The sequence below is a fragment of the Microbacterium sp. CCNWLW134 genome, from assembly GCF_037083565.1.
Lineage (GTDB): Bacteria > Actinomycetota > Actinomycetes > Actinomycetales > Microbacteriaceae > Microbacterium.
Map to the genome: position 1 here is coordinate 1,749,012 of NZ_JBAOJU010000001.1, position 21,192 is coordinate 1,770,203.

Annotated in this window: 18 protein-coding genes and 2 riboswitches; of the genes, 4 read left to right on the top strand and 14 right to left on the bottom strand. The window is 69.0% G+C overall.

Annotated elements, in window-relative coordinates:
* Positions 1-169: 169 nt before the first annotated feature.
* From dapC to V6S02_RS08340, 5 genes are read right to left on the bottom strand one after another with little or no spacing between them, the layout of a single operon-like run.
* Positions 170-1,285 carry a succinyldiaminopimelate transaminase gene (dapC, locus tag V6S02_RS08320; RefSeq protein ID WP_336400481.1) on the bottom strand — a complete coding sequence of 372 codons (1,116 nt, stop codon included), beginning with the start codon at positions 1,283-1,285 and terminating at the stop codon, positions 170-172.
* 2 nt (positions 1,286-1,287) lie between these two features.
* Positions 1,288-1,608: a ferredoxin gene (gene fdxA, locus V6S02_RS08325; RefSeq protein ID WP_124293555.1), complete on the bottom strand. Its 321-nt coding sequence runs from the start codon at positions 1,606-1,608 to the stop codon at positions 1,288-1,290.
* A gap of 4 nt (positions 1,609-1,612) precedes the next feature.
* A complete protein-coding gene (locus V6S02_RS08330; protein WP_336400482.1) occupies positions 1,613-2,005 on the bottom strand; it encodes a histidinol dehydrogenase in 393 nt (130 codons plus the stop codon).
* Positions 2,006-2,043: 38 nt separating this feature from the next.
* The gene (locus V6S02_RS08335) at positions 2,044-2,358 is read right to left on the bottom strand and encodes an AzlD domain-containing protein (protein ID WP_124293557.1); all 315 of its coding nucleotides are present in this window, start codon (positions 2,356-2,358) and stop codon (positions 2,044-2,046) included.
* A complete protein-coding gene (locus tag V6S02_RS08340; protein WP_336400483.1) occupies positions 2,355-3,071 on the bottom strand; it encodes an AzlC family ABC transporter permease in 717 nt (238 codons plus the stop codon). Before V6S02_RS08340 ends, V6S02_RS08335 begins: the two co-directional genes overlap by 4 nt.
* Positions 3,072-3,176: 105 nt before the next feature.
* Between V6S02_RS08340 and V6S02_RS08345 the strand changes: the two genes are divergently transcribed.
* Entirely contained in the window at positions 3,177-3,725 is a 549-nt protein-coding gene (locus V6S02_RS08345; RefSeq protein ID WP_124293559.1) for a helix-turn-helix domain-containing protein, read from the top strand.
* A 27-nt stretch (positions 3,726-3,752) separates the two neighbouring features.
* Here the strand turns inward: V6S02_RS08345 and typA are convergent, their stop codons facing one another.
* Entirely contained in the window at positions 3,753-5,666 is a 1,914-nt protein-coding gene (typA, locus tag V6S02_RS08350) for a translational GTPase TypA (protein WP_124293560.1), read from the bottom strand.
* A gap of 105 nt (positions 5,667-5,771) precedes the next feature.
* Entirely contained in the window at positions 5,772-7,541 is a 1,770-nt protein-coding gene (locus V6S02_RS08355) for an ABC transporter ATP-binding protein (RefSeq protein WP_336400484.1), read from the bottom strand.
* 32 nt (positions 7,542-7,573) lie between these two features.
* Between V6S02_RS08355 and V6S02_RS08360 the strand changes: the two genes are divergently transcribed.
* Positions 7,574-8,182: a PH domain-containing protein gene (locus V6S02_RS08360; protein WP_336400485.1), complete on the top strand. Its 609-nt coding sequence runs from the start codon at positions 7,574-7,576 to the stop codon at positions 8,180-8,182.
* A 10-nt stretch (positions 8,183-8,192) separates the two neighbouring features.
* Here the strand turns inward: V6S02_RS08360 and V6S02_RS08365 are convergent, their stop codons facing one another.
* The 3 genes from V6S02_RS08365 to V6S02_RS08375 form a co-directional block, all read right to left on the bottom strand.
* Positions 8,193-9,395: an ABC transporter permease gene (locus V6S02_RS08365; RefSeq protein ID WP_336400486.1), complete on the bottom strand. Its 1,203-nt coding sequence runs from the start codon at positions 9,393-9,395 to the stop codon at positions 8,193-8,195.
* Positions 9,395-10,912, bottom strand: a complete 1,518-nt coding sequence (locus V6S02_RS08370; protein ID WP_336400487.1) for an ABC transporter permease — start codon at positions 10,910-10,912, stop codon at positions 9,395-9,397. Before V6S02_RS08370 ends, V6S02_RS08365 begins: the two co-directional genes overlap by 1 nt.
* 186 nt (positions 10,913-11,098) lie before the next feature.
* The gene (locus V6S02_RS08375) at positions 11,099-12,934 is read right to left on the bottom strand and encodes an ABC transporter family substrate-binding protein (RefSeq protein ID WP_336400489.1); all 1,836 of its coding nucleotides are present in this window, start codon (positions 12,932-12,934) and stop codon (positions 11,099-11,101) included.
* Positions 12,935-13,111: 177 nt separating this feature from the next.
* On the opposite strand from V6S02_RS08375, the gene V6S02_RS08380 reads away from it, so the two are divergent.
* Together V6S02_RS08380 and V6S02_RS08385 are read left to right on the top strand one after the other, a co-directional pair.
* Positions 13,112-13,969, top strand: a complete 858-nt coding sequence (locus tag V6S02_RS08380; protein WP_336400804.1) for a CPBP family intramembrane glutamic endopeptidase — start codon at positions 13,112-13,114, stop codon at positions 13,967-13,969.
* Between the two features lie 224 nt (positions 13,970-14,193).
* Positions 14,194-15,141, top strand: coding sequence for a hypothetical protein (locus V6S02_RS08385; RefSeq protein WP_336400490.1), 948 nt, complete (start codon positions 14,194-14,196; stop codon positions 15,139-15,141).
* A 94-nt stretch (positions 15,142-15,235) separates the two neighbouring features.
* On the opposite strand, the gene gcvP is transcribed toward V6S02_RS08385, so the two are convergent.
* From gcvP to V6S02_RS08405, 4 genes are all read right to left on the bottom strand, one after another.
* Complete coding sequence (gcvP, locus tag V6S02_RS08390) at positions 15,236-18,115, bottom strand: aminomethyl-transferring glycine dehydrogenase (protein WP_336400491.1); 2,880 nt, start codon at positions 18,113-18,115, stop codon at positions 15,236-15,238.
* The gene (gcvH, locus tag V6S02_RS08395) at positions 18,115-18,495 is read right to left on the bottom strand and encodes a glycine cleavage system protein GcvH (protein WP_124293568.1); all 381 of its coding nucleotides are present in this window, start codon (positions 18,493-18,495) and stop codon (positions 18,115-18,117) included. The genes gcvP and gcvH overlap by 1 nt, the downstream gene beginning before the upstream one ends.
* Complete coding sequence (locus tag V6S02_RS08400) at positions 18,492-19,658, bottom strand: glycine cleavage system aminomethyltransferase GcvT (RefSeq protein ID WP_336400492.1); 1,167 nt, start codon at positions 19,656-19,658, stop codon at positions 18,492-18,494. The genes gcvH and V6S02_RS08400 overlap by 4 nt, the downstream gene beginning before the upstream one ends.
* 50 nt (positions 19,659-19,708) lie before the next feature.
* A riboswitch (glycine riboswitch) is annotated at positions 19,709-19,809 on the bottom strand.
* A 1-nt stretch (position 19,810) separates the two neighbouring features.
* Positions 19,811-19,908, bottom strand: a riboswitch (glycine riboswitch).
* 89 nt (positions 19,909-19,997) lie between these two features.
* A complete protein-coding gene (locus V6S02_RS08405; protein WP_336400493.1) occupies positions 19,998-21,179 on the bottom strand; it encodes a MarP family serine protease in 1,182 nt (393 codons plus the stop codon).
* Between the last annotated feature and the right edge of the window lie 13 nt (positions 21,180-21,192).

The following is a 21,192-nucleotide window of genomic DNA, read 5'->3' on the forward strand; positions in this document are numbered from 1 at the left end:
CGCCTCCTCGCGATTCCTGGTCGTGCCGGGGGTGTCGTCAGCCCGAGCGTCACGATTCCCTGCTCGAGCGATGCGGCCCACGACGCGTGTCGCGACGCCGCCTACAGCCTATCGGGCCTCGGCGCCTACTGTTGTCACCGCCAAAGCCCGACGGAATCGGCTGGAGGAATCAGACGATTCCCCTCGCGCGCAACCGGGCGGCCGCTGCCTGGATCCGCTCGTCCGACGCGGTGAGAGACAGCCGGATGTGCTGCGGATGGTGAGGTCCGTAGAACGTGCCGGGGCCGACGAGGATGCCGAGATCGGCGAGGTCCGACAGGCTCTCCCAGGCATCGCGTCCTTCCGTCGCCCACAGGTACAGGCCGCCCTCGCTGCGGTCGATCCGGAACCCGGCATCGATCAGGGCGGGTCGGAGGATGTCGCGGCGTCGGCGATACCGCTCGCGCTGTTCGTGCACGTGGCGGTCGTCGCCGAGCGCGGCGACCATCGCGGCTTGCACGGGCGCCGGGGGGATGAGACCGAGGTGCTTGCGGGCGGTGTGGATCCCGGCGAGAAGAGCGGCGTCTCCGGCGACGAAGGCTGCGCGGTAGCCGGCGAGGTTGGACTGCTTGCTCAGCGAGTAGACCGACAGCACGCCGCGCCGGTCACCGTCCGTGACGCGCGAATCGAGCACCGAGGGAATCGGGGTCGCGTCCCACGGGGCGTCCCAGCCGAGCTCGGCGTAGCACTCGTCCGAGGCGAGAATCGCGCCGACGGTGCGCGCGCGCTCCCGCGCCGCACGCAGGGCCGCGGCATCCTGCACCGCACCGTCGGGGTTGCCGGGCGAGTTCAGCCACACCAGCCGGGTCGCGTCGGGCCACTGCGCCGGGTCGTCCGAGGCGAACGGCGTCGCACCAACCAGCCGAGCGCCGACCTCGTAGGTCGGATACGCCGCGCGCGGGTGCACAACGACATCGCCGGGCCCGAGACCCAGGAGGAGTGGGAGGAGGGCGACGAACTCCTTCGACCCGACGGTGGGCAGCACCTCATCGTCGGCGAGGCCGGGGACCCCGCGCCGCCGGGCGTACCACTGGGCGATCGCGGTCCGCAGCGCGGGCGTTCCCGCGGTCTGAGGGTAGGCGTGCGCGTCGGTCGCGTCACGCAGCGCCGCGGCGACGACGTCGGGCGTGGGGTCCACCGGTGAGCCGACGGAGAGGTCGACGATGCCGTCGGGATGCTGCTGAGCCCGCACCGCGAACGGCCGGACGGCATCCCAGGGGTAGTCGGCGAGGTCGGCGACCCCCACGGTCAGTGGTCCTGGGGAGGAAGGGCGGCGATGATCGGGTGGTCCTTCGCGATGACGCCGACCTTGGCGGCACCGCCGGGCGAGCCCACGTCGGAGAAGAACTCGACGTTCGCCGTGTAGTAGTCCGACCACTCCTCGGGGAGGTCGTCCTCGTAGTAGATCGCCTCGACCGGGCAGACGGGCTCGCACGCACCGCAGTCCACGCACTCGTCGGGGTGGATGTACAGAGAGCGTTCACCCTCGTAGATGCAGTCGACCGGGCACTCGTCGATGCAGGCGCGATCCTTGACATCGACGCACGGGAGGGCGATCACATACGTCACGTGATCAGTCTATGGTCTCCGACCGGGCAGGCCTCGCCGGCACCGATATCCGGTCGGGCCACGCGACGACCACCGCGACCACGAGGGGCACCGAGAACGTCCACACGATTCCGAGACTCGTCTGCGGGACGATGACGCTCCCTCCCGGGCCCTCGCCGGAGAAGACCAGCGTGGCAGCGAGCATCCCGAGGCCGGCGGCGAGCGTCGCCCACCGGTCTGCGGTGAGGAGACGGATGGCGATCAGGAGCGCCGTCGACCCGATGATCGCGAGCGTCAGGCCGACGGGAAGGACCCACAGGGTGAAAGGGTGGGCGATGGTCCCCGCCAGTCCGTACGCTCCGCCGATCACGACCGCGACGATCCAGGTGAGGATGCGGGCGAGGGTGGACGTGCGCATCAGACCAGCGTAGGCGCTGCGCGTCACCCCGGCGGCGATCAGGCCGCCCACCCCAGCCACCGCAGGAGGGCGGCGGTGAGGGCGGCGGCGGCCACCACCACCAGGAAGGGGGCACGCACGAGGAGCAGGCCGGCAGCCACCAGCACGGCGGGCACCCGAGCGTCGACGACGATCGCCTGGCCGGCGCCGAGGGTCTGCACGGCCACGAGCGCCGCGAGCAGCGCGACGGTCAGCAGATCGGCGATCCGGGCCGGGCGGGGTGCCTCCAGGACCTTCGGCGGGATGAGATAACCGACCGTCTTCAGCGCCACACAGATGATCGAGGCGATGAGGACCGCCGTCCAGAGCGTCATGAGATCTCCTGCTTCGGCACCGCGCTGGTCGGGGCGCGGCCGAGGAGATTCCCCCAGCCGATGATCACAGCCACGAACGCCGCCACCAGCACCGGGACACCGGGCAGGAGCACCGGGGTGAGCACCGTGGCGACCACGGCCGCGGCGATGCCGGTCGCGATGGCCTGCCGTTCCCGCAGACGCGGCCACAGGAGGGCCAGGAACGCCGCTGCGGCCGCGGCGTCGAGTCCCCAGGCGCGCGGATCGCCGAGGACGTCACCGAGAAGGGCCCCGGCGAGCGTGGACAGATTCCAGCCGACGTAGATGCCGACGCCCGTCACCCAGAAGCCGATCGCCCGTCCTCTCGAGGTGCCTCGCGCAAGGGAGACGGCGGTGGACTCGTCGATGGTGACGTGGGCGGCTGCGAGCCGCTTCATCGCACCGGGTCCCACGATCGCCGACATCCGCATGCCGTAGGCGATGTTACGCACGCCCAGAAGCGCAGCGGAGGCGATCGCGGCGGGAGCGGCCGCCACTCCCCCTGCTCCGATGATGCCGACGAAGGCGAATTGCGACCCTCCTGTGAACATCAGCAGGCTGAGCACGCACGTCTGCCAGACATCCAGCCCCGCCGCCACCGACAGCGCGCCGAAGGACACCCCGTACGCGCTCGTGGCCAGCGCGACACCGAGTGCATCCCGCCAGGCCTGACGGGCGTCGGCGTGCTCGTTCATGACGTGAGCTCCTGTTCGGCGGGATGCTCCGGGAGGAGATCCGACATCATCCTGGACGACGAGGTTATTCCAGTCAAGCGAACGATCGTTTGACATACTGAACACATGGAGTCGCTTGGAGCCCGCATCGCCACCTCGCTCCGTCGCGAACGCGACGCGGCCGGCCTGACGGTCTCGGAGCTCGCGCGGCGCGCAGGGGTGTCCAAGGCGACGGTGTCTCAGCTGGAGAGCGGAGCGGGAAATCCCAGCGTCGAGACGCTCTGGGCGATTGCGACGGCGCTCGGAATCCCCTTCTCCGTCTTCGTGGACGACCCGGCCCCGGTGACCCGCCTCGTCCGAGCGAGCCAGGTGCCGGCGGTCCCCTCTGCTCTGGCGCCCTACGCCGCTGCGCTGCTGTCCGCGTGCCCCCCGGGAGCCCGGCGCGACCTCTACGTGATCCGGGCCGATCCCGGCGGCACACGCCGTTCGGCGCCCCACCCCCGGGGCACGGTCGAGTACGTCGTCCTCATCTCGGGGCGGGCGCTGGTCGGTCCCGAAGAGGACCCCGTGACCCTCGAGCCTGGAGACTTCCTCACCTACGCCGGCGACGCGCCCCACGTGTTCGAGGCACTCGTGCCTGCGACATCCGCCGTTCTGCTCTCGGAAGCGCGCTGAACCGGCCCGCGACGGACACGGTCCCGATCAGACGTTGGCGTCCTGGCGCTTCAGCCGCGACGCAGCGCGACCACGTTCGGTCGCATCCAGGATCACCTTGCGGATGCGCACCTTCTCGGGCGTCACCTCGACGCACTCGTCCTCTCGCGCGAATTCGAGGCTCTCCTCCAGCGACAGCTGACGCGGCGGGGTCAGACGCTCGAGCTCGTCGGCGGTGGACGAGCGCATGTTGGTGAGCTTCTTCTCCTTGGTGATGTTGACGTCCATGTCGTCGGCGCGGGTGTTCTCGCCGACGACCATGCCCTCGTACACCTCTTCGGTGGGCTGGACGAAGAAGCTCATGCGCTCCTGGAGAGCCATCATCGCGAACGGGGTCACGACGCCCGCACGGTCGGCCACGATCGACCCGTTCTGGCGGGACTGGATGTGTCCCGCCCAATCGTCGTAGCCGTGCGAGATCGCATTGGCGATACCGGTGCCGCGGGTGACCGAGAGGAACTCGGTGCGGAAACCGATGAGGCCGCGCGACGGCACGACGAACTCCATGCGCACCCATCCGGTGCCGTGGTTGACCATCGTCTCCATCCGGCCCTTGCGCGAGGCGAGGAGCTGGGTGATGGCGCCGAGATACTCCTCGGGGGCGTCGATCGTGAGGTGCTCGAAGGGCTCCTTGACCTTGCCGTCCTCACCCTTCCGGGTGACGACCTGAGGCTTGCCGACGGTCAGCTCGAAGCCCTCGCGCCGCATGTTCTCCACGAGGATGGCGAGGGCGAGCTCGCCACGGCCCTGCACCTCCCAGGCGTCAGGCCGGCCGATGTCGACCACCTTCAGCGAGACGTTGCCGATGAGCTCACGGTCGAGGCGGTCCTTCACCATGCGGGCGGTGACCTTGTGCCCCTTGACCTTTCCGACCAGGGGCGAGGTGTTGGTCCCGATGGTCATCGAGATCGCGGGGTCGTCCACGGTGATCGCAGGCAGCGGCCGGACGTCCTCGGGGTCGGCGATGGTCTCGCCGATGGTGATGTCCTCGAAACCGGCGATGGCGACGATGTCTCCGGGGCCCGCCTCCTCGGCGGGGTAGCGCTCGAGCGCACGGGTCTTCAGCAGCTCGGTGATCCGCGCGGTGGAGTGCGAGCCGTCGTGGCGGACCCAGGCGACGGTCTGACCCTTCTTCAGCGTGCCGTTGAACACGCGCAGGAGCGCGAGGCGCCCGAGGAAGGGGCTGGAGTCGAGGTTCGTCACCCATGCCTGCAGCGGAGCCTCGTCGTCGTAGGACGGCGCAGGCACGTGCTGGAGGATCGCCTCGAACAGCGGCTCGAGATCGTCGTTGTCGGGGAGCTCGCCATTGGCCGGGCGCGTGCGCGAGGCAGCCCCTGCGCGCCCCGACGCGTACACGACGGGAACGTCGAGGAGCGCGTCGACATCGAGGTCGGGCACGTCGTCCTGCAGGTCGGAGGCGAGACCGAGCAGCAGGTCGTGCGCCTCCTCCTCGACCTCGGCGATGCGCGCGTCGGGGCGGTCGGTCTTGTTCACCAGCAGGATGACGGGGAGCTTGGCCTCCAGGGCCTTGCGCAGCACGAAGCGGGTCTGGGGAAGCGGACCCTCGCTGGCGTCGACCAGCAGCACCACGCCGTCGACCATCGACAGGCCTCGCTCCACCTCGCCGCCGAAGTCGGCGTGACCGGGCGTGTCGATGACGTTGATCGTGACCGGCACGTCGGTGTGCGCGCCGTTGTAGGTGATCGCGGTGTTCTTGGCGAGGATCGTGATCCCCTTCTCGCGCTCCAGATCGTTGGAGTCCATCGCCCGCTCTTCGACGTGGGCGTGGTCGCCGAACGACCCGGTCTGCCGCAGCATCGCGTCCACAAGGGTGGTCTTGCCGTGGTCGACGTGCGCGACGATCGCGACGTTGCGGAGGTCCGGACGGAGGGCGCGCGCCATGAGGGAATCCTTGAAGCTGTGGGAAGAGCCCGGAATCGGGCGGACCCCATCCTACCGTCCACGCCTGCGCGACCCGTTCAGGAGCCTCGCAGGCGCGGACGAGGGTCAGCTCGCGGAGCGTCCCAGGAGGGCCGCGCGTGCCTCCCGGCGCTCCCGCTGCGCCTCGGGGTCGGGCACCGGGACCGCGGCGATGAGGCGCTGGGTGTAGGGATCCTTCGCGCCACGGAGGATCTCATCACGCGTGCCCGTCTCCACGAGCTTGCCCAGGTGCATCACGCTGATGCGGTGGGCGAGGATGTCGACGACGGCCAGGTCGTGGCTGATGAACAGGCACGCGAACTGCAGCTCCTGCTGCAGCTCCTGGAGGAGATCGAGGAAGCGCGCCTGCACCGAGACGTCCAGGGCCGAGGTCGGCTCATCGGCGACGAGCAGCTCGGGGGCGAGGGCCAGAGCGCGGGCGATACCCACACGCTGGCGCTGACCGCCTGACAGCTCGTGCGGGAAGCGGTTCCGGTACGAGCGGGGCAGCTCGACCTGGTCGAGGAGGTCTTCGACCTTTCGATCGAGGTCCTTGCCCTTGGCCTCTCCCGCGAGGAGGATCGGCTCACCGATGGACTGACCGATCGGCATCCGGGGGTTCAGCGATGACGCCGGATCCTGGAAGACGATCCCGGTTCGACGGCGGATGGCGAAGAGATCCTTCTGCGTGGCGTGGGAGATGTCCGTTCCGACGGTGGTGAGCTTTCCCTCCGCGATCGGGATGAGGCCGATCGCCGCGCGACCGATCGTGGTCTTGCCCGACCCCGACTCCCCCACGAGTCCCATGATCTCGCCGGGATAGATCTGCAGATCGATGTGCTCGGCCGCACGGAATGCCGGGATGCGCCCCCGCTTGGGGTACTCGATCGCGACATCCTCGAACGACAGCACCGGCTCCCTCGTCTCGACGACGCGCTGGGTGTTGGCGTGCTCGCGGATCGAGGCGATCGTGGGAACGGCCGAGGTTTCGCTGACCACCTCGTCGACCGCGGATTCGTCGATCGGCTCGAGCACCCCGAGGCCGAGGTGCGGCACCGAGGCCAGCAGCTGCTGGGTGTAGGGGTGCGTCGGGTGGTGGAAGATGTCGTCCACCGAACCGGCCTCCACCACGATGCCGTTCTTCATCACCATGATGCGGTCGGCGAGGTCGGCGACGACCCCCATGTCGTGGGTGATCAGGATGATCGCCGAGTCCAGGCGCTTGTGGAGGTTGCGGAGCAGGTCGAGGATCTCGGCCTGCACCGTCACGTCGAGGGCCGTGGTCGGCTCGTCGGCGATGAGGAGCAGCGGGTCGCACGAGATCGACTGCGCGATCATGGCGCGCTGCCGCTGACCGCCGGAGAGCTGATGCGGGTACTTGTGGAAGGACTGCTCGGGATTGGGCATCTCCACCAGGCTCAGCAGCTCGATGGCACGCTCCTTCGCCGCCGAGGGCGCGAGCGAACGGTCGTGCGAGCGGAGGGCCTCGACGATCTGGAAGCCGATCGTGTAGACCGGGTTCAGGGCCGTCATCGGCTCCTGGAAGATCACCGCGATCTCGTTTCCGCGCAGCGACCGGATGGTGGCCTGGTCGACGCCGCGGAGTTCACGGCCGAGGAGCTTGATCGACCCGGTGACCCGGGCGTTCTCAGGCAGCAGGCCCAGGAGCGACATCGAACTGGTGGACTTGCCCGAACCCGACTCGCCCACGATGGCGAGGACCTCGCCGCGGCGGACGGTGTAGTTCATGTCGACAGCGGCCGGGTAGAACTCCCCGTCCACCCAGAAGTCGACGTTGAGGCCGTCGACCTCGAGAATCGTCTCGGGGGCGCCGGTGTTGGCGGTGGTGTCAGTCATGCGGTGGCATCCCATCTGAGAAGCTTGGGGTCATGGCGTTCCAGGAGGTCGACTACAGGCCGGTGTTCGGCCGCATCCTCGCTGTCGTGACCGTGGTGTTGTGCGCGGGGGGAATCATTGCGCTGTGGGTGGATGACCCGGGGTCGGGGCTTCGTTACTCGTGGCCCCTGGTGTTCATCGCGGTGCTGGCGTGGACCTTCTTCTGGCGACCTCGCCTGACGGTCGAGCCGCACGGGGTGACGGTCGTCAACGTTCTGCGCACGCACTTCGTGCCGTGGCCGGCGATCCGTGACATCGATACGCGCTTCGCGCTGACGCTGCGGACCGGACGCGGCAAGGTGCCGGTGTGGGCGGCGCCCGCGCCGGGCCGGCACCGCGCACTCGGACTCGCCGAGAAGGACTTCGACGGTGTCGGCGAGAGCGCCCGGGGTGAGTTCGGCTCGCTCCGCCCGAGCGACGCCGTCTCGACGCCGGCCGGAAACCTCGCCCAGCTCATCCGCGGCCAGTGGGAGGCGCTTCGCGCCCAGGGCCTCCTCGCCCCCGGGGAGGACCCCGAGGCCGAGAAGGTCACCTGGCACGTGGGCACGATCGCCGCGCTCGCGATCAGCGGCGCGGCGACCATCCTCGGGCTCGCGCTGTAGAAGCGCCATCTCAGCGCTCCGGATCGAACCGGCCGTGACCGGCATCGCCGGGCTCTTCGGGGCGGGGATCGTGATAGTTCTCGACGTCGCCGGTGTACACCGCTTCGCCCGCGACCGTGACCGAGGCGGGCCCCTGCGGGTCGACACGGTCGAGGATCGGCGCCGCCGGTCCCTTCGCGCGCGCGGCCCGGGCCATGGCCCGCTCGCTCGGCATCTTCTTCTGGCGGGGGTCGAACGCGTCGCGCAGACCGTCGCCGATGAAGTTCACGCACAGGGCGATCGCGATGATGAAGATGCCGGGCCACCAGAACAGCCACGGACGGGTGGAGAACGCCGCCTGGTTGTCGGAGACGATCTTGCCGAGCGAGGTGTCGGGTGACACGACGCCGAAGCCGAGGAAGCTCAGCGCCGACTCCAGCAGGATGGCACCGGCCATGAGCAGAGTCGCGTTGACGACGATGACGCCGACGGCGTTGGGGAGGATGTGGCGGAAGATGATCCTTCTGTCGCGCGCACCCGACACCCGGGCGGCATCGACGAACTCGCGCTCGCGAAGGGTCAGGAACTCCCCGCGCACGAGACGCGCCAGGGTCGTCCAGGCGAACAGACCGATGACGACGCCGAGGACAGCCGCCCCGAGGTTGCCGAGCGCGTTTCCGAGCACCGCGCCGATGACGATGAGCGGAATGGTGATGATGATGTCGGTGAAGCGCATGAGCACCGAGTCGGCCCACTTGCGGTAGTACCCGGCGAGGGCGCCGATGACCACGCCGATGATCGTCGCTACGACACCGGCGATGACCATGACCATGATCGACTGCTGCGCACCGCGCATGACGACCGCGAAGGTGTCGCGGCCGACCTCGTCCTGCCCGAACGGGTGATTGCCGAACGCGATGCCGGCTCCGCCGAGGAACTCCGGGATGAGACTGAGAGTTGGCGCACCGCGATTCTCGACCGGTGGGATCTCCCGCCAGTCGTACTGCCACCAGCCCGGGATGCGGATGCCCCAAAGGTCGATGCCAACCGAGGTGAACGCCAGGACAACGATGAAGACCAGCACGATCATCGAGGTGACGGCCGCGCGGTGCCGGAAGAACCGGCGCCGGACGATCTGGCCCTGGCTGAGGCCCTCGGTCTCGCGCTGCTCGATGGAGATCTCCGCGGTGGCCTCGGCCTCGCGGTTGTCGGGTCCTTGTGTGACGGTGCTCATCAGCCCACCTTGATTCTCGGGTCGAGCGCGGCGTAGACGAGGTCCGCGATGAGGTTGAACAACACGGCGAGCGTCCCGGTGACGACGAAGAACGCCATGATCGGATTGGGATCCGAGACACGGAGCGCATCGACGAACAGACGCCCCATCCCGGTCCAGCCGAAGATCGTCTCCGTCACCACCGCGCCGCCGACCACCGCTCCGACGTCGAAGGCGATGATCGTGGTGATCGGGATGAGGGCGTTGCGGAAGGCGTGGCGGACGACCACCGTGCGCTCGGTGAGGCCCTTCGACCGCGCGGTGCGGATGTAATCCTGATTCATCACCTCGAGGAGGCTCGCTCGGGAGTACCGGGTGTACGAGGCGAACGAGATCAGGATGATCGCGATCGTCGGGAGGAGCAGGTGGGTGTAGAGGTCGATGCCCTGCACCCAGAAGTTCCCCCCGAGCCCGGGGGTCTGTGCCCCCACGGTCGCGATCGGCCGGCCCCGGATGCGGCTGGAGTTGGCGTAGGCCTCCCAGTACGACATGTACTTGTCGAGGGCGATGAGACCGGCGGCGAAGATGCCGACGAGGATGGCGGTGCGGATGACCGGGCCGCGGTCGGGAGCGCCGAAGAACCACCCGATGGCGCCGGTCACCACGATCGTCAGGACGATCAGCAGGACGAAGAAGCCCAGCGTCATGCCGTTGAGGATGTAGTTCATCATCGGGAAGTACAGCGCGATGCCGAGCACCGCGACGGCCAGTGCCGCGTACAGCGCCTTGCGGTTGCGCAGTCCCGTGGAGACGGCGGTGATGCCGAAGGCGATGCCGATGACGAGCGCCGCGTAGACGACGATGCCGATGCTCGGATCGGCGAACCACTGGGTGGCCGACAGGTAGGCGAGGACGCCCGCAGTGGCGAGGGTCGCCGCGCCGAACACGATGAGACGGCGCTTCCAGTGGCCGCCGATCAGCGACATCCACAGCACACCGGCGATGAGCGAGATCACCACGATCGCCGGTATCGCGATCGTGGGATCGGCCAGCCACGAGTTCAGCTGGATCGCACCGTACTGCTTGAGCAGCACCGCGACCCAGAAGATCGGGAGGGAGAAGAAGAGGAACGCGATGAGCGTGACCGTGTAGTCGAAGCCGGTGTACTGGCGAAGCGCCGAGATGATGCCGACCGTGATTCCCAGCACGATCGCCACGACCGTCGCCGTCGTCACCAGCGTCAGCGTCGACGTCAGTGCGTTGGAGAGGAGGGCGTTGACCGACTGGTTCTGGATGCTGATGCCGAGGTCTCCGCGGAAGAGTCCGCCGAGCCACAGGAAGTAGCGAAGCGGTGCGGGGACATCCAGGTTCAGAAGCCGCGTGCGGGCTTCCATGAGCTCCGCTTTGTTCGGAGCGTTGGACTGTCTGAGCTCTTCGAGGGGGTCACCCGAGAGCGAGACCAGGATGTACATCAAGAAGGTGGCGGCGAAGAGCACGAAGATCGATGCGATCAACCGCCGGATGATGAATGAAGCCATGGTGAGGCTGCCTGCCTATCGATGAGTCGGCACGGCGCGCGCGCGAGCGGGGGATGCAGCTCGAGCGCGCGGCTGCCGCGGGGAGAAGTCTAACAAGCGGGAGGGGTGCAGATTCCCGAGGGAATCTGCACCCCCCGACCTTGGTGCGGGTCTCGGGCTGGCGCCCGAGTCAAACCGTGGTCTCGCTTACTCCTCCGAGCCGGCGTCCGTGACTTCCCAGTCCCACGCGTTCCAGAAGATGGTCGGCGCGAGGATCGACGGGTCGATGTTCGTCACGCGGTCGCTGAAAGCAGTGACCTCGGGGAACTGGTAGATCGTCACGCCGTAGAAGTCCTCCCACAGCAGACGGTCCATCTCGACCTGGAGCTCGATCTGGGTCTCCTCATCGAAGGTGGTGTTCAGCTCGGCGATGATCTCGTCAACGCGCTCGTTCGAGTAGAAGTTGAGGTTGTTGATACCACCGGTGACGAAGGTCGGCAGCGAGTTGGTGACACCCAGGCTCGTCGACTGCCATCCGAACAGCGAGGCGTCGTAGGCGCCGGGGGTGCCCAGCAGGCCGCCCCAGTCCTCGGAGCCACAGTCGGTGACGTTGAAGCCGGCCTCGTTGGCCGACTGCTGGATGAGCGCGAACTCGTTGACACGACGCGGGTTGTTCGAGGCGTACAGGATGCAGACCTCGGTGTTGGTGACACCCGACTCCTCCAGGAGCTGGCGGGCACCCTCGATGTCGACCTCGGCGTACTCCGCCGACGTGTTGGTCGAGGCGGCCTCGTCGTAGCCCGCGGCACCGGGGACGAAGAGCTGCGAGTCACGGAGGATCGCGTCGTCGCCGATGATCGGCTTGATGAGGGTGTCGACGATCTCCTGGCGCGGGATGGTCTTCATGAAGGCCTCACGCACCTGGGGGTTGGAGAAGATGTTCTCCGGGTTGCGACCCTGGTCGAACTGCAGGTCGACGTGCTCGTACGTGCCACCGAGACCGGTGTTCACGGTGATGCCGTCGATGCCCTCGAGCGCCGTGGTGATGTCGGCGGTCGCCTGCGGCTGGATGATGTCCACCTCGCCGTTCTCCAGCGCCTGAACCGCTGCGAGCGGGTCGGGGATGAAGCGGACGGTGATCTCCTCGATGTTCGCGGTGTTGTCACCGGAGTACTCGGGGTTGGCCGTCAGGGTGATGTACTCGTCGGCGACGAAGTCGCTGATCATGTACGGGCCGCTGGCGGTGACCAGCTCGGGGTCGTCGGGCATCGAGGTGAAGTTGAAGCCCGAGTTCCAGAACGAGGCCATCGGCGCGAGCGCGGCGGCGTCGTTGGACTCGATCGCGTCGAGGACGGCCTGCTTGGCCTCCTCGTTGTCCTCGAGACCGAGGGCGTTCTTGGCGATGACGTGCGCAGGAAGCGGCGAGGTGAAGACGAGCTCCCAGTCCACGAAGGGCTGATCGAAGGTCATGGTGATCGAGCGACCGTCTTCGCCGACCTCGGGGGTCTCGCTGACGAGGCCCATGCCCGACTCAGGCGTGGCGCCGGAGTCGAAGTAGACGACGTCGGTGGGGAAGGCGTCGGTGAACTCACCGGTCTCGGGGTCGGTGAACTCGGCCGGGTCGAAGTCCGGGGTGTCCAGCGCGCGCGAGAGGGCGGCCCAGTTGAGCATGAGGTCAGCGGCGTCGATCGGGGTGCCGTCGGACCAGTTGACGCCCTCGTTGACCGTGAAGGTGACCGTCAGCGGGTCTTCGCTGACGAGCTCGTAGGTGCCGAACGAGGTGTTCTCGATGAGCTCGGGCGTGTTGTTGTAGTAGTTGAAGCCGTCCAACACCAGGTAGTTGATGTTGTTGTTGGCCGTGGCGTTTCCGAACGACGTGTTGCCGTTCATCGAGTAGAACGCCTGGTTCCACGCCGCGGTGATGGACGATCCTTCGACCAGACCCGAGTCGTCGCCGGCATCGCCGCCGCCGCCCGGGGCGCAGCCCGAGATCACGAGTGCGCCGACCGCGGTGAGTCCCACCGCGATCGAGAAGCGCTTCATTCTCACTGTTCCTCCTGTGCAGGGTTGTGCGCATGCGAAAGGCCTGGACCTTACGCCGCGCGGATACCGAAACCCTAAGCACGCCCTCTGCGGATGGTCAAAAGGGTGGCCCAAAACGTTACAGAGCCTTAACTCAGAGCGACCGGGGTGTGACAATCTGACAAGATGGCCGCCGTGATGCCCCCGCACGATGTGAGGAATCCCACGGGGTTCTCCCGGGCCCGGACGTGGTGGGAGATCGGCATCGTGCTGGCCATTACGGTCGGTCAGAGCGCGGTCTACAGCATCCTGTCCTTCGTCCGGTCGATCATCCGCGCCCTCGAGGAGGACCGACGGATCTCCGACCAGCAGACGCAGTTGAATCCCTCGCGCGACGCCGCGGCCATCTGGGACCTCGTCTATCAGCTGCTCGACATCTTCTTCTCCCTGGCCCTCGTCGCCCTGGTCATCTACCTGCTGTGGGAACCGGGGAAGAGCGCCTTCGCCAAGATCGGCCTCGACTTCCGTCGCTTCGGCGGCGACCTGGGTCGCGCGGTGCTGCTCGGCCTCGTCATCGGCGTCCCCGGCCTCGGCCTCTACGTCCTCGGTCGTTCTCTCGGGGTGACGGTGGCCGTTGTCGCCTCGCCGCTGGATGCCGCGTGGTACACGGTGCCGCTTCTGCTCCTCGCCGCCCTCCGGGCCGGCCTCACCGAGGAGGTCATCTTCCTCGGCTACCTTTTCGACCGCCTGCGGCGCGTCGGATGGTCGTGGTGGGCGATCATCCTCACCACCGCGGGCCTCCGCGCGGCCTATCACGCGTATCAGGGTGTCGGCGCGATCATCGGCAACTTCGTCATGGGCGTCGTCTTCGGCTGGTGCTATCGCCGCTGGGGACGCGTGATGCCGCTGGTGATCACGCACACCCTCATCGACATCGTCGCGTTCGTCGGCTACCCGCTCGCCGTCGCCTTCTTCCCCGGCGTCTTCGCCCCCATCCCCTCCCCGACCCCCACCCCCACCGTTCCCCCCACCCCGTCTCCCTCCCCCACCCTCTGACCCGCTCGGCCCCCGCGGCGACCACCGCCCCACCCCCTCATTCGCCCAAACCGATCTCCGCTGTCGAAACCGACCACGGCGAAGTCGGTTTCGACGCCGTGGTTCGGTTTCGGTGCGTCGAGGCCACGAGCAACCGCTCCTCCACAGGGCTGCGGTCGCGACGAGTCATCCACATCCCCGGCTCTCGCGCGCCCCGCGGATCTGTTCGTCGCGAGGGTGGGGCGATGTCTCTCATCCACCCCAGTCCCCTCACCCTGCTGACCTCCCGGGAGAGCGAGGCGATGGGTCGGCGGCCCAGCTCCGATCCGTCCCTCATACGGGTGAGGCACGGCATCTACGCCGAACGCTCCGAGTGGCGCGCACTGCCGCCCTGGCACCGCTACCTCGCGCGCGTTCACGCTGCGGCTGTGAAACTCGGTGGCGTCGTCTTCAGCCACGAATCGGCCGCGGCGCTTCTGGGACTTCCGGTATTCGGCGAACCACAATTCATACACCTGCTCGATCCGGTGGGCCATGCTCGTCGGTTCGGCGACGTGATCGTGCATGCGGGCTGCGGTCATCGTGGCATCACGGCGTCGGCGGGCGTGGCGGCGACATCCCTCGCCGACACCGCCGTCGATCTCGCCCGCACTCTCCCCCCGGCGTACGGGCTGGCCGTCGCCGACGCGGCGCTTCGACGCCTGGAGTCCGAAGGCAGAGCCGTCGACTTCGACGCGGTAGCCGACCGCCAGCACACCACGCGCGGCAAGCGGCGACTGGCGTGGGTGGCGGAGAACGCCACACCGGTTGCGGAGTCGCCCGGCGAAAGCGTCAGCAGAGCGGTGATCGGGTGGCTCGGATACGAGCCACCCGAACTCCAGGTCACCTTCGCGTTCGAAGGGTCAGTCGACCGGTGCGACTTCTTCTGGCGACGCTGGAATGTGGCCGGCGAGTCCGACGGATACGGGAAGTACCCCACAGATCCTGCACTCGCGCGGGCGGCTCTTCTGCGCGAGAAGAAGCGCGAAGAGCGCCTACGACGTTCCCTCTCTGACATGGCGCGATGGGATTGGGACGACGCACACCTCGTCGAGCCACTCAACCAGAAGCTGCACGCCGCGGGCCTGCGGCCCGTGACGCGACGGAACGAGGCAGCCTTGGCCACGATGTGGGCGCTTCGTCCTCGGCGCTGAATGCCGAGACCTACCTCGACCGTCGAAACCGACCTCGGCGTGATGGGTTTCGACGGCCGAGGTCGGTTTCGAAGGAGCGCGCGGCAGCGCGAGGCTAGGCGAACGCCTCGATGGGCGGGCAGGCGCAGGTGAGGTTGCGGTCGCCGTAGGCCTGGTCGATGCGGCGCACCGGCGGCCAGTACTTCGTGCGCACCAGCGCGCGCACCGGATACACCGCTTCCTCACGCGAGTAAGGATGCCGCCACTCGGCGTCGACGATCGCCTCGGCGGTGTGCGGGGCGTTCACCAGCGGATTGTCGTCGGCGGGCCATCCGCCGTCGGCGACGCGCGCCGCCTCGGCACGGATGGCGATCATCGCGTCGATGAACCGGTCGATCTCGGCGAGATCCTCCGACTCGGTGGGCTCGACCATGAGGGTCCCCGCGACAGGGAACGACATCGTCGGGGCATGGAAGCCGTAGTCGATCAGACGCTTGGCCACGTCGTCCACGGTCACACCGGTCGCCTCGCGGAGCGGGCGGAGATCGAGGATGCACTCGTGCGCGACGAGTCCGCCCTCCCCGGTGTAGAGCACCGGGAAGTGATCGCGCAGGCGCGCCGCGATGTAGTTCGCGGCGAGCACCGCCGACGCCGTCGCCCGCGTGAGGCCCTGCTCCCCCATCATCCGGATGTAGGCCCACGAGATCGGCAGGATCCCCGCCGATCCGTGCGGCGCCGCCGACACCGCACCTCCTTCGAACCGGAAGCCGCCGGCGTGATCGGCCCACTGCGAGAACGGGTGCGACGGCAGGTAGGGCGCGAGGTGCGCCTTCGCCGCCACCGGCCCGACGCCCGGGCCGCCCCCGCCGTGCGGGATCGCGAACGTCTTGTGCAGGTTCAGGTGCGACACATCGCCCCCGAGGTCGCCGAAGCGCGCGTAGCCGAGGAGTGCGTTGAGATTCGCACCGTCGATGTATACCTGGCCACCGGCGTCGTGCACGGCCTGGGTGATCTCCAGCACGTCGTGCTCGTACACTCCGTGCGTCGACGGGTAGGTGATCATGAGCGCCGCGAGCTCGTCGGCGTGCGCGGCGACCTTGGCGCGCAGGTCGTCGAGGTCGACGTTCCCGGCCTCGTCGCACGCCACGACGACCACCCGCATGCCGGCGAGCACCGCCGAGGCGGCGTTCGTGCCGTGCGCGGACGACGGGATGAGGCACACCACGCGTCGTTCATCGCCGTTCGCGCGATGCCATCCGCGGATCGCCAACAGCCCCGCGAGCTCACCCTGCGACCCGGCGTTCGGCTGCAGCGAGACCGCGTCGTACCCGGTGAGCTCGGCCAGCCAGCTCTCCAGCTGCTCGATGAGCGCCGCGTACCCGTGCACGTCGTCTGCCGGGGCGAACGGGTGCACGCGGGCGAACTCGGGCCATGACACCGCCGCCATCTCGGTGGCGGCGTTGAGCTTCATCGTGCACGAGCCGAGCGGGATCATGCCGCGGTCCAGGGCGTAGTCGCGGTCGGCGAGCTGATGCAGGTAGCGCATCATCGCCGTCTCGCTCCGGTGCTGGGAGAAGACCGGATGCTGCAGGTAGGCGTCCTCGCGACGGAGCGCATCCGGCACACCGCGGAGCCCCTCCACCCCGTCGAGGGCGACGTCGCGCGCCCCGTCGGGCTCCGCGTCCGGCAGTCCGAACGCCCATGCGACGGCCGCGAGATCGGCGGGGGTGGTGGTCTCGTCCACCGAGACGCCCACGGTGGCGTCATCCGCCCAGAACAGCTGATACCCCTTCGAACGTGCGCGCTCGATCACCCGCTCCGCGGGGCCCGGCGTCACGACCCGGAGCGTGTCGAAGAAGGAGTCCGACACGAGGTTCAGCCCGTACGAGCGCAGCCGTCCGGCGAGTGCCTCGGTCTTCTGCGCCACCTCGGTGGCGATCGCACGCAGCCCGTCGGCGCCGTGGTACACGGCGTACATCGAGGCCATGACGGCCAGGAGCACCTGGGCGGTGCAGATGTTCGACGTCGCCTTCTCGCGGCGGATGTGCTGCTCACGGGTCTGCAGCGACAGGCGGTACGCCGGGTGACCGGCGGCATCCTGCGACACGCCGACGAGGCGCCCCGGCAGCTGACGCTCGAGACCCTGGCGCACTGCCATGTAGCCCGCGTGGGGGCCGCCGAACCCGAGGGGCACACCGAAGCGCTGCGTCGTCCCGACGGCGATGTCGGCGCCGAGCGAGCCGGGCGAGGCCAGGAGCGTCAGGGCGAGGAGATCCGCGGCGACGACGGCGAGTCCCCCGCCGACGTGGACGGCGTCGATGACCCCCGAAGGATCCCAGACGCGTCCGCTCGCACCGGGATACTGCAGCAGAACGCCGAAGGCGCCGTCGGGCAGGGTCTCCCCACGGGCGAAGTCACGCTCGACGATCTCGATCCCGACAGCCGAGGCGCGGGCGTGGAGCAGCGCGCGAGTCTGCGGCAGTGCGTCGGCGTCGACGGCGAAGACGTTCGCGGCGCTCTTGGATGCCCGCCGGGCCAGCAGCATCCCCTCGACCACCGAGGTCGACTCGTCGAGCATCGACCCGTTCGCGATCGCGAGACCGGTGAGGTCGGAGACCATCGTCTGGAAGTTGATGAGCGCCTCGAGGCGCCCCTGGGAGATCTCGGGCTGGTACGGCGTGTAGGCGGTGTACCAGGACGGGTTCTCGAGCACGTTCCGGGCGATCACCGACGGAGTGATCGTGTCGTAGTAGCCGAGCCCGATCATGGGCCGGGCGACCCTGTTCTGCGACGCCAGCGCACGCAGCTCGGCGAGCGCCTCGGTCTCACTGGCCGCGGCGGGGATCGACGACGACGCACGCGCCGCGGCCCGGATGGATGCCGGCACGGCGGCGGTGAGCAGAGCGTCGACGCTGTCGTAGCCGAGCGTGTCGAGCATGACCGCTTCGGCCGCCGCATCGGTGCCGATGTGCCGTTCGGCGAAGGTCCGCGCCATCACTCGCCCCCCGTGAGGGCCTCGTAGGCGGCCCGGTCGAGAAGACCCTCGACCGCGGCGGGGTCGACCCGCAGCTTCAGCAGCCACCCGTCCTCGTACGGCGAGGAGTTCACCAGCGAGGGGTCGTCGACGACCGCGTCGTTGACGGCGACGACGTCGCCCGCGACGGGGGCGTAGAGCTCGCCGACCGACTTGGTCGATTCGATCTCGCCGCAGACCTGACCGGCGCTCACGCCGGAGTCGACGACGGGGAGGTCGACGAACACGACGTCGCCGAGCTTGTCGGCGGCGTAGTCGGTGATGCCGACGGTGGCGACATCGCCGTCGAGGGCGATCCACTCGTGTTCGGCGGTGTACTTCAGGGCGCTGGTGTCGGTCATTTCTTCCTCCGGTAGAACGGCAGGGCGGTCACAGTGGCGGGAATGCGGGTGCCCCGCACATCGATGGTCAGTTCGGTGCCGGGAGCGGATGCCGCGGGCGAGACGTACGCCATGGCGATGGGGTGCCCGAGGGTCGGGCTGAGAGCGCCGCTGGTGATCTCGCCGACGCGCGCGTCGCCGGCGAAGACGCCGTAGCCCGCGCGGCCCGCGCGGCGGCCCTCCGACACGAGCCCGACGAGCACGGGTGCGTTCTCATCGACGACAGCGCCCTTCCCCACGAAGTCGGCCTTGTCCGCCGCGACCGCGCGTCCGAGTCCGGCCTGGGCGGGGCGGACGCCGCGACCGAGCTCGTGGCCGTACAGCGGCATGCCCGCCTCCAGGCGCAGCGTGTCACGCGCGGCGAGTCCGGCGGGCACGAGGCCGAGCGGTGCGCCGGCTGCGAGGAGCGCGTCCCACAGTCCGCCCGCTGCGGCGACGGGGACCATCAGCTCGAACCCGTCTTCGCCGGTGTACCCCGTGCGGGCGACGAAGAGCGGCGCGCCGTCGAACTCGCCCTGCCGCCAGGCGTAGTAGCCGAGATCGTCGAGGCCCTCGACATCGACCCCCTGCGCGGCGCGGAGGATCTCTTCGGCGCGAGGCCCCTGGACGGCCACGAGAGCCGTCTGGTCGGTGACGTCCTCGATCCGGGGCACTGAACCACCGACGACGTATCCGAAGTCGCCACCGTCGACCGGGCGCATCCGGGCGTCCTCCCCGGCACGCCAGGCGCCCGCGCGGTCCGCGAGCGCCCCGGCCACAGCGTCCCGGTTCCCGGCGTTCGCCACGACGAGGAAGTGCTGCTCACCGGTGCGGTAGACGATGACGTCGTCGATGATGCCGCCGTCCTCGGCCAGGACGAGCGAGTACTTGGCCTTCCCGATCGCCATGGTGGACATCCGGCCGGCGAGCGCGACGTCGAGGAAGCCCGCGGCGTCGCCGTCCTGCACCCAGATCTCCGCCATGTGCGAGATGTCGAAGAGCCCCGCGGCGGTGCGCACGGCGTGATGTTCGGCGAGGTCGGAGGTGTAGCGGACCGGCATCAGCCAGCCCCCGAAATCGGTGAACGACGCGCCCAGCTGGGCGTGTCGATCGTGCAGCGGGCTCTGCCGTGCTGTGTCGTCCATGGAGTTCTCCCGGTCGGATCGGGTCGACACGGTCATCCGTGCCGAAGAACTCCCCCTCTGTCATGGACCTGAGAGTTTCGCGCCGGGGCGTACCCGGGCTTTCACCGTCGGCGGATGACGCAGAAAGCGGCGGCATCCTTTTTCAGAGTCGGCCGGCACGGACGGTACGCGGTACCTGAGAGATTGGCGGGGAGGCTTGCTCCTTCGGTGTTCGGCGCCGTCGGCGCCGAAGCTCTCCCGTCCGTGTCATGGGCCGGTATGAAGTTGTCTCCCGGCGGGGCCGGTGGGGCCAGCATAGCGGCGCGAGGGGCGAGGGCCCAGACCCCGCCGATCGGCGCGTCAGCCCAGGCAGTCCCCGGTCGAGACCCGGTCGTTCAGTCCCGAGGCCCCGGCGGCGACGGGTTCGAGTTCGGCATTGGTCATCGCGAACCCCCGCGTGTCGTCGCCGTCGGCCCGCGCGAAGACGACGCCGGCCACCTCCCCGTCTCCGGTCAGGAGCGGCCCGCCCGAGTTGCCGGGTCGCACCTCGGCGAAGAGCTGATAGATCTCCCGCGGATTGGCGGTGTCGTCGTAGATGTCGGGAACCGGCACCGTGCCCACCGACAGCACCTCGGCCGGTTTCGCATCGAAGGGCCCTCCGAGCGGATAGCCCTGCACCTGTGCGGCGCTTCCCGCCGTGAGGGGATCGCTGAGACCGAGCGGGGCGACCCCGAGGCCGTCGACGGCGATGACGGCGAGGTCGTCGATCGGGTCGAAGTACACCACGCGCCCCTCGAGGGCCGTGCCCCCGTTGGGCTGCACGACGGGGGTGTCGACGCCGGCCACGACGTGGGCGTTGGTGACCACACGGTCGGGAGCGACGACGAAGCCCGATCCCGTCGAGCTCGTGCCGCAGGCGAAGGCGGTTCCCGACACGCGGAGAACGGATGCCGCCGCAAGCTCGAGTTCGGGATCGTCCAGCTGGATCGGCGTCGCCGTGCCGGGCGTGACCTCCGGCGTGAGAAGGCCGCCGAGGCGCGGCAGCCCGTCGTCGGTGACGAAGCTGCGCCACTCACCCAGTGCCTGGGAGACGGGCGCCGGGATCACCCCGTTGATGATCGTCATGACGCGCGACGACGCCACCGCCGGTCCGAGGACCGGCGCTCCGGTGTTCGCCACGCTCTGGCCGACGAGCGAGAGCGCGAGCGCGGCGACGACGACGCTCACCACGCCGCCGAGGAGCCGGTCGATGACCCGCAGCTTCACCCGATCCACACCGCGACGAACCATGCCCCCGAGGACCCCGCCGATCGTGCCGCCGAGCACGAGGAGGAGGAATGACGCGGCGATGACCACGAGCGGACGCCACTCCTGCCAGGGCCACGCGTCGTTGATGACGGGGGCCAGCCACCAGGCCGCGACGCCCCCGGCGGCGAGCCCGAGAAGGGTCCCGAGGCTTGCCACGAGACCACGCTGAAGCCCGACGACGAGCGCCACCACCAGCAGGGCGATGAGGAAGAGATCGACGAGCAGCACGGCCATCCTTCGGCAGGGA

Coding starts and splice junctions, on each gene's coding strand:
- V6S02_RS08370 (WP_336400487.1), bottom strand. CDS start 10,912: ATGGCTTCATTCATCATCCGGCGGTTGATCGCATCGATCTTCGTGCTC.
- V6S02_RS08380 (WP_336400804.1), top strand. CDS start 13,112: ATGCCCCCGCACGATGTGAGGAATCCCACGGGGTTCTCCCGGGCCCGG.
- V6S02_RS08365 (WP_336400486.1), bottom strand. CDS start 9,395: ATGAGCACCGTCACACAAGGACCCGACAACCGCGAGGCCGAGGCCACC.
- V6S02_RS08405 (WP_336400493.1), bottom strand. CDS start 21,179: ATGGCCGTGCTGCTCGTCGATCTCTTCCTCATCGCCCTGCTGGTGGTG.
- V6S02_RS08360 (WP_336400485.1), top strand. CDS start 7,574: ATGGCGTTCCAGGAGGTCGACTACAGGCCGGTGTTCGGCCGCATCCTC.
- typA (WP_124293560.1), bottom strand. CDS start 5,666: ATGGCGCGCGCCCTCCGTCCGGACCTCCGCAACGTCGCGATCGTCGCG.
- V6S02_RS08340 (WP_336400483.1), bottom strand. CDS start 3,071: ATGAACGAGCACGCCGACGCCCGTCAGGCCTGGCGGGATGCACTCGGT.
- gcvP (WP_336400491.1), bottom strand. CDS start 18,115: ATGGCGCGGACCTTCGCCGAACGGCACATCGGCACCGATGCGGCGGCC.
- V6S02_RS08345 (WP_124293559.1), top strand. CDS start 3,177: ATGGAGTCGCTTGGAGCCCGCATCGCCACCTCGCTCCGTCGCGAACGC.
- V6S02_RS08355 (WP_336400484.1), bottom strand. CDS start 7,541: ATGACTGACACCACCGCCAACACCGGCGCCCCCGAGACGATTCTCGAG.
- V6S02_RS08400 (WP_336400492.1), bottom strand. CDS start 19,658: ATGGACGACACAGCACGGCAGAGCCCGCTGCACGATCGACACGCCCAG.
- V6S02_RS08330 (WP_336400482.1), bottom strand. CDS start 2,005: ATGCGCACGTCCACCCTCGCCCGCATCCTCACCTGGATCGTCGCGGTC.
- V6S02_RS08385 (WP_336400490.1), top strand. CDS start 14,194: ATGTCTCTCATCCACCCCAGTCCCCTCACCCTGCTGACCTCCCGGGAG.
- V6S02_RS08335 (WP_124293557.1), bottom strand. CDS start 2,358: ATGACGCTCTGGACGGCGGTCCTCATCGCCTCGATCATCTGTGTGGCG.
- V6S02_RS08375 (WP_336400489.1), bottom strand. CDS start 12,934: ATGAAGCGCTTCTCGATCGCGGTGGGACTCACCGCGGTCGGCGCACTC.
- gcvH (WP_124293568.1), bottom strand. CDS start 18,495: ATGACCGACACCAGCGCCCTGAAGTACACCGCCGAACACGAGTGGATC.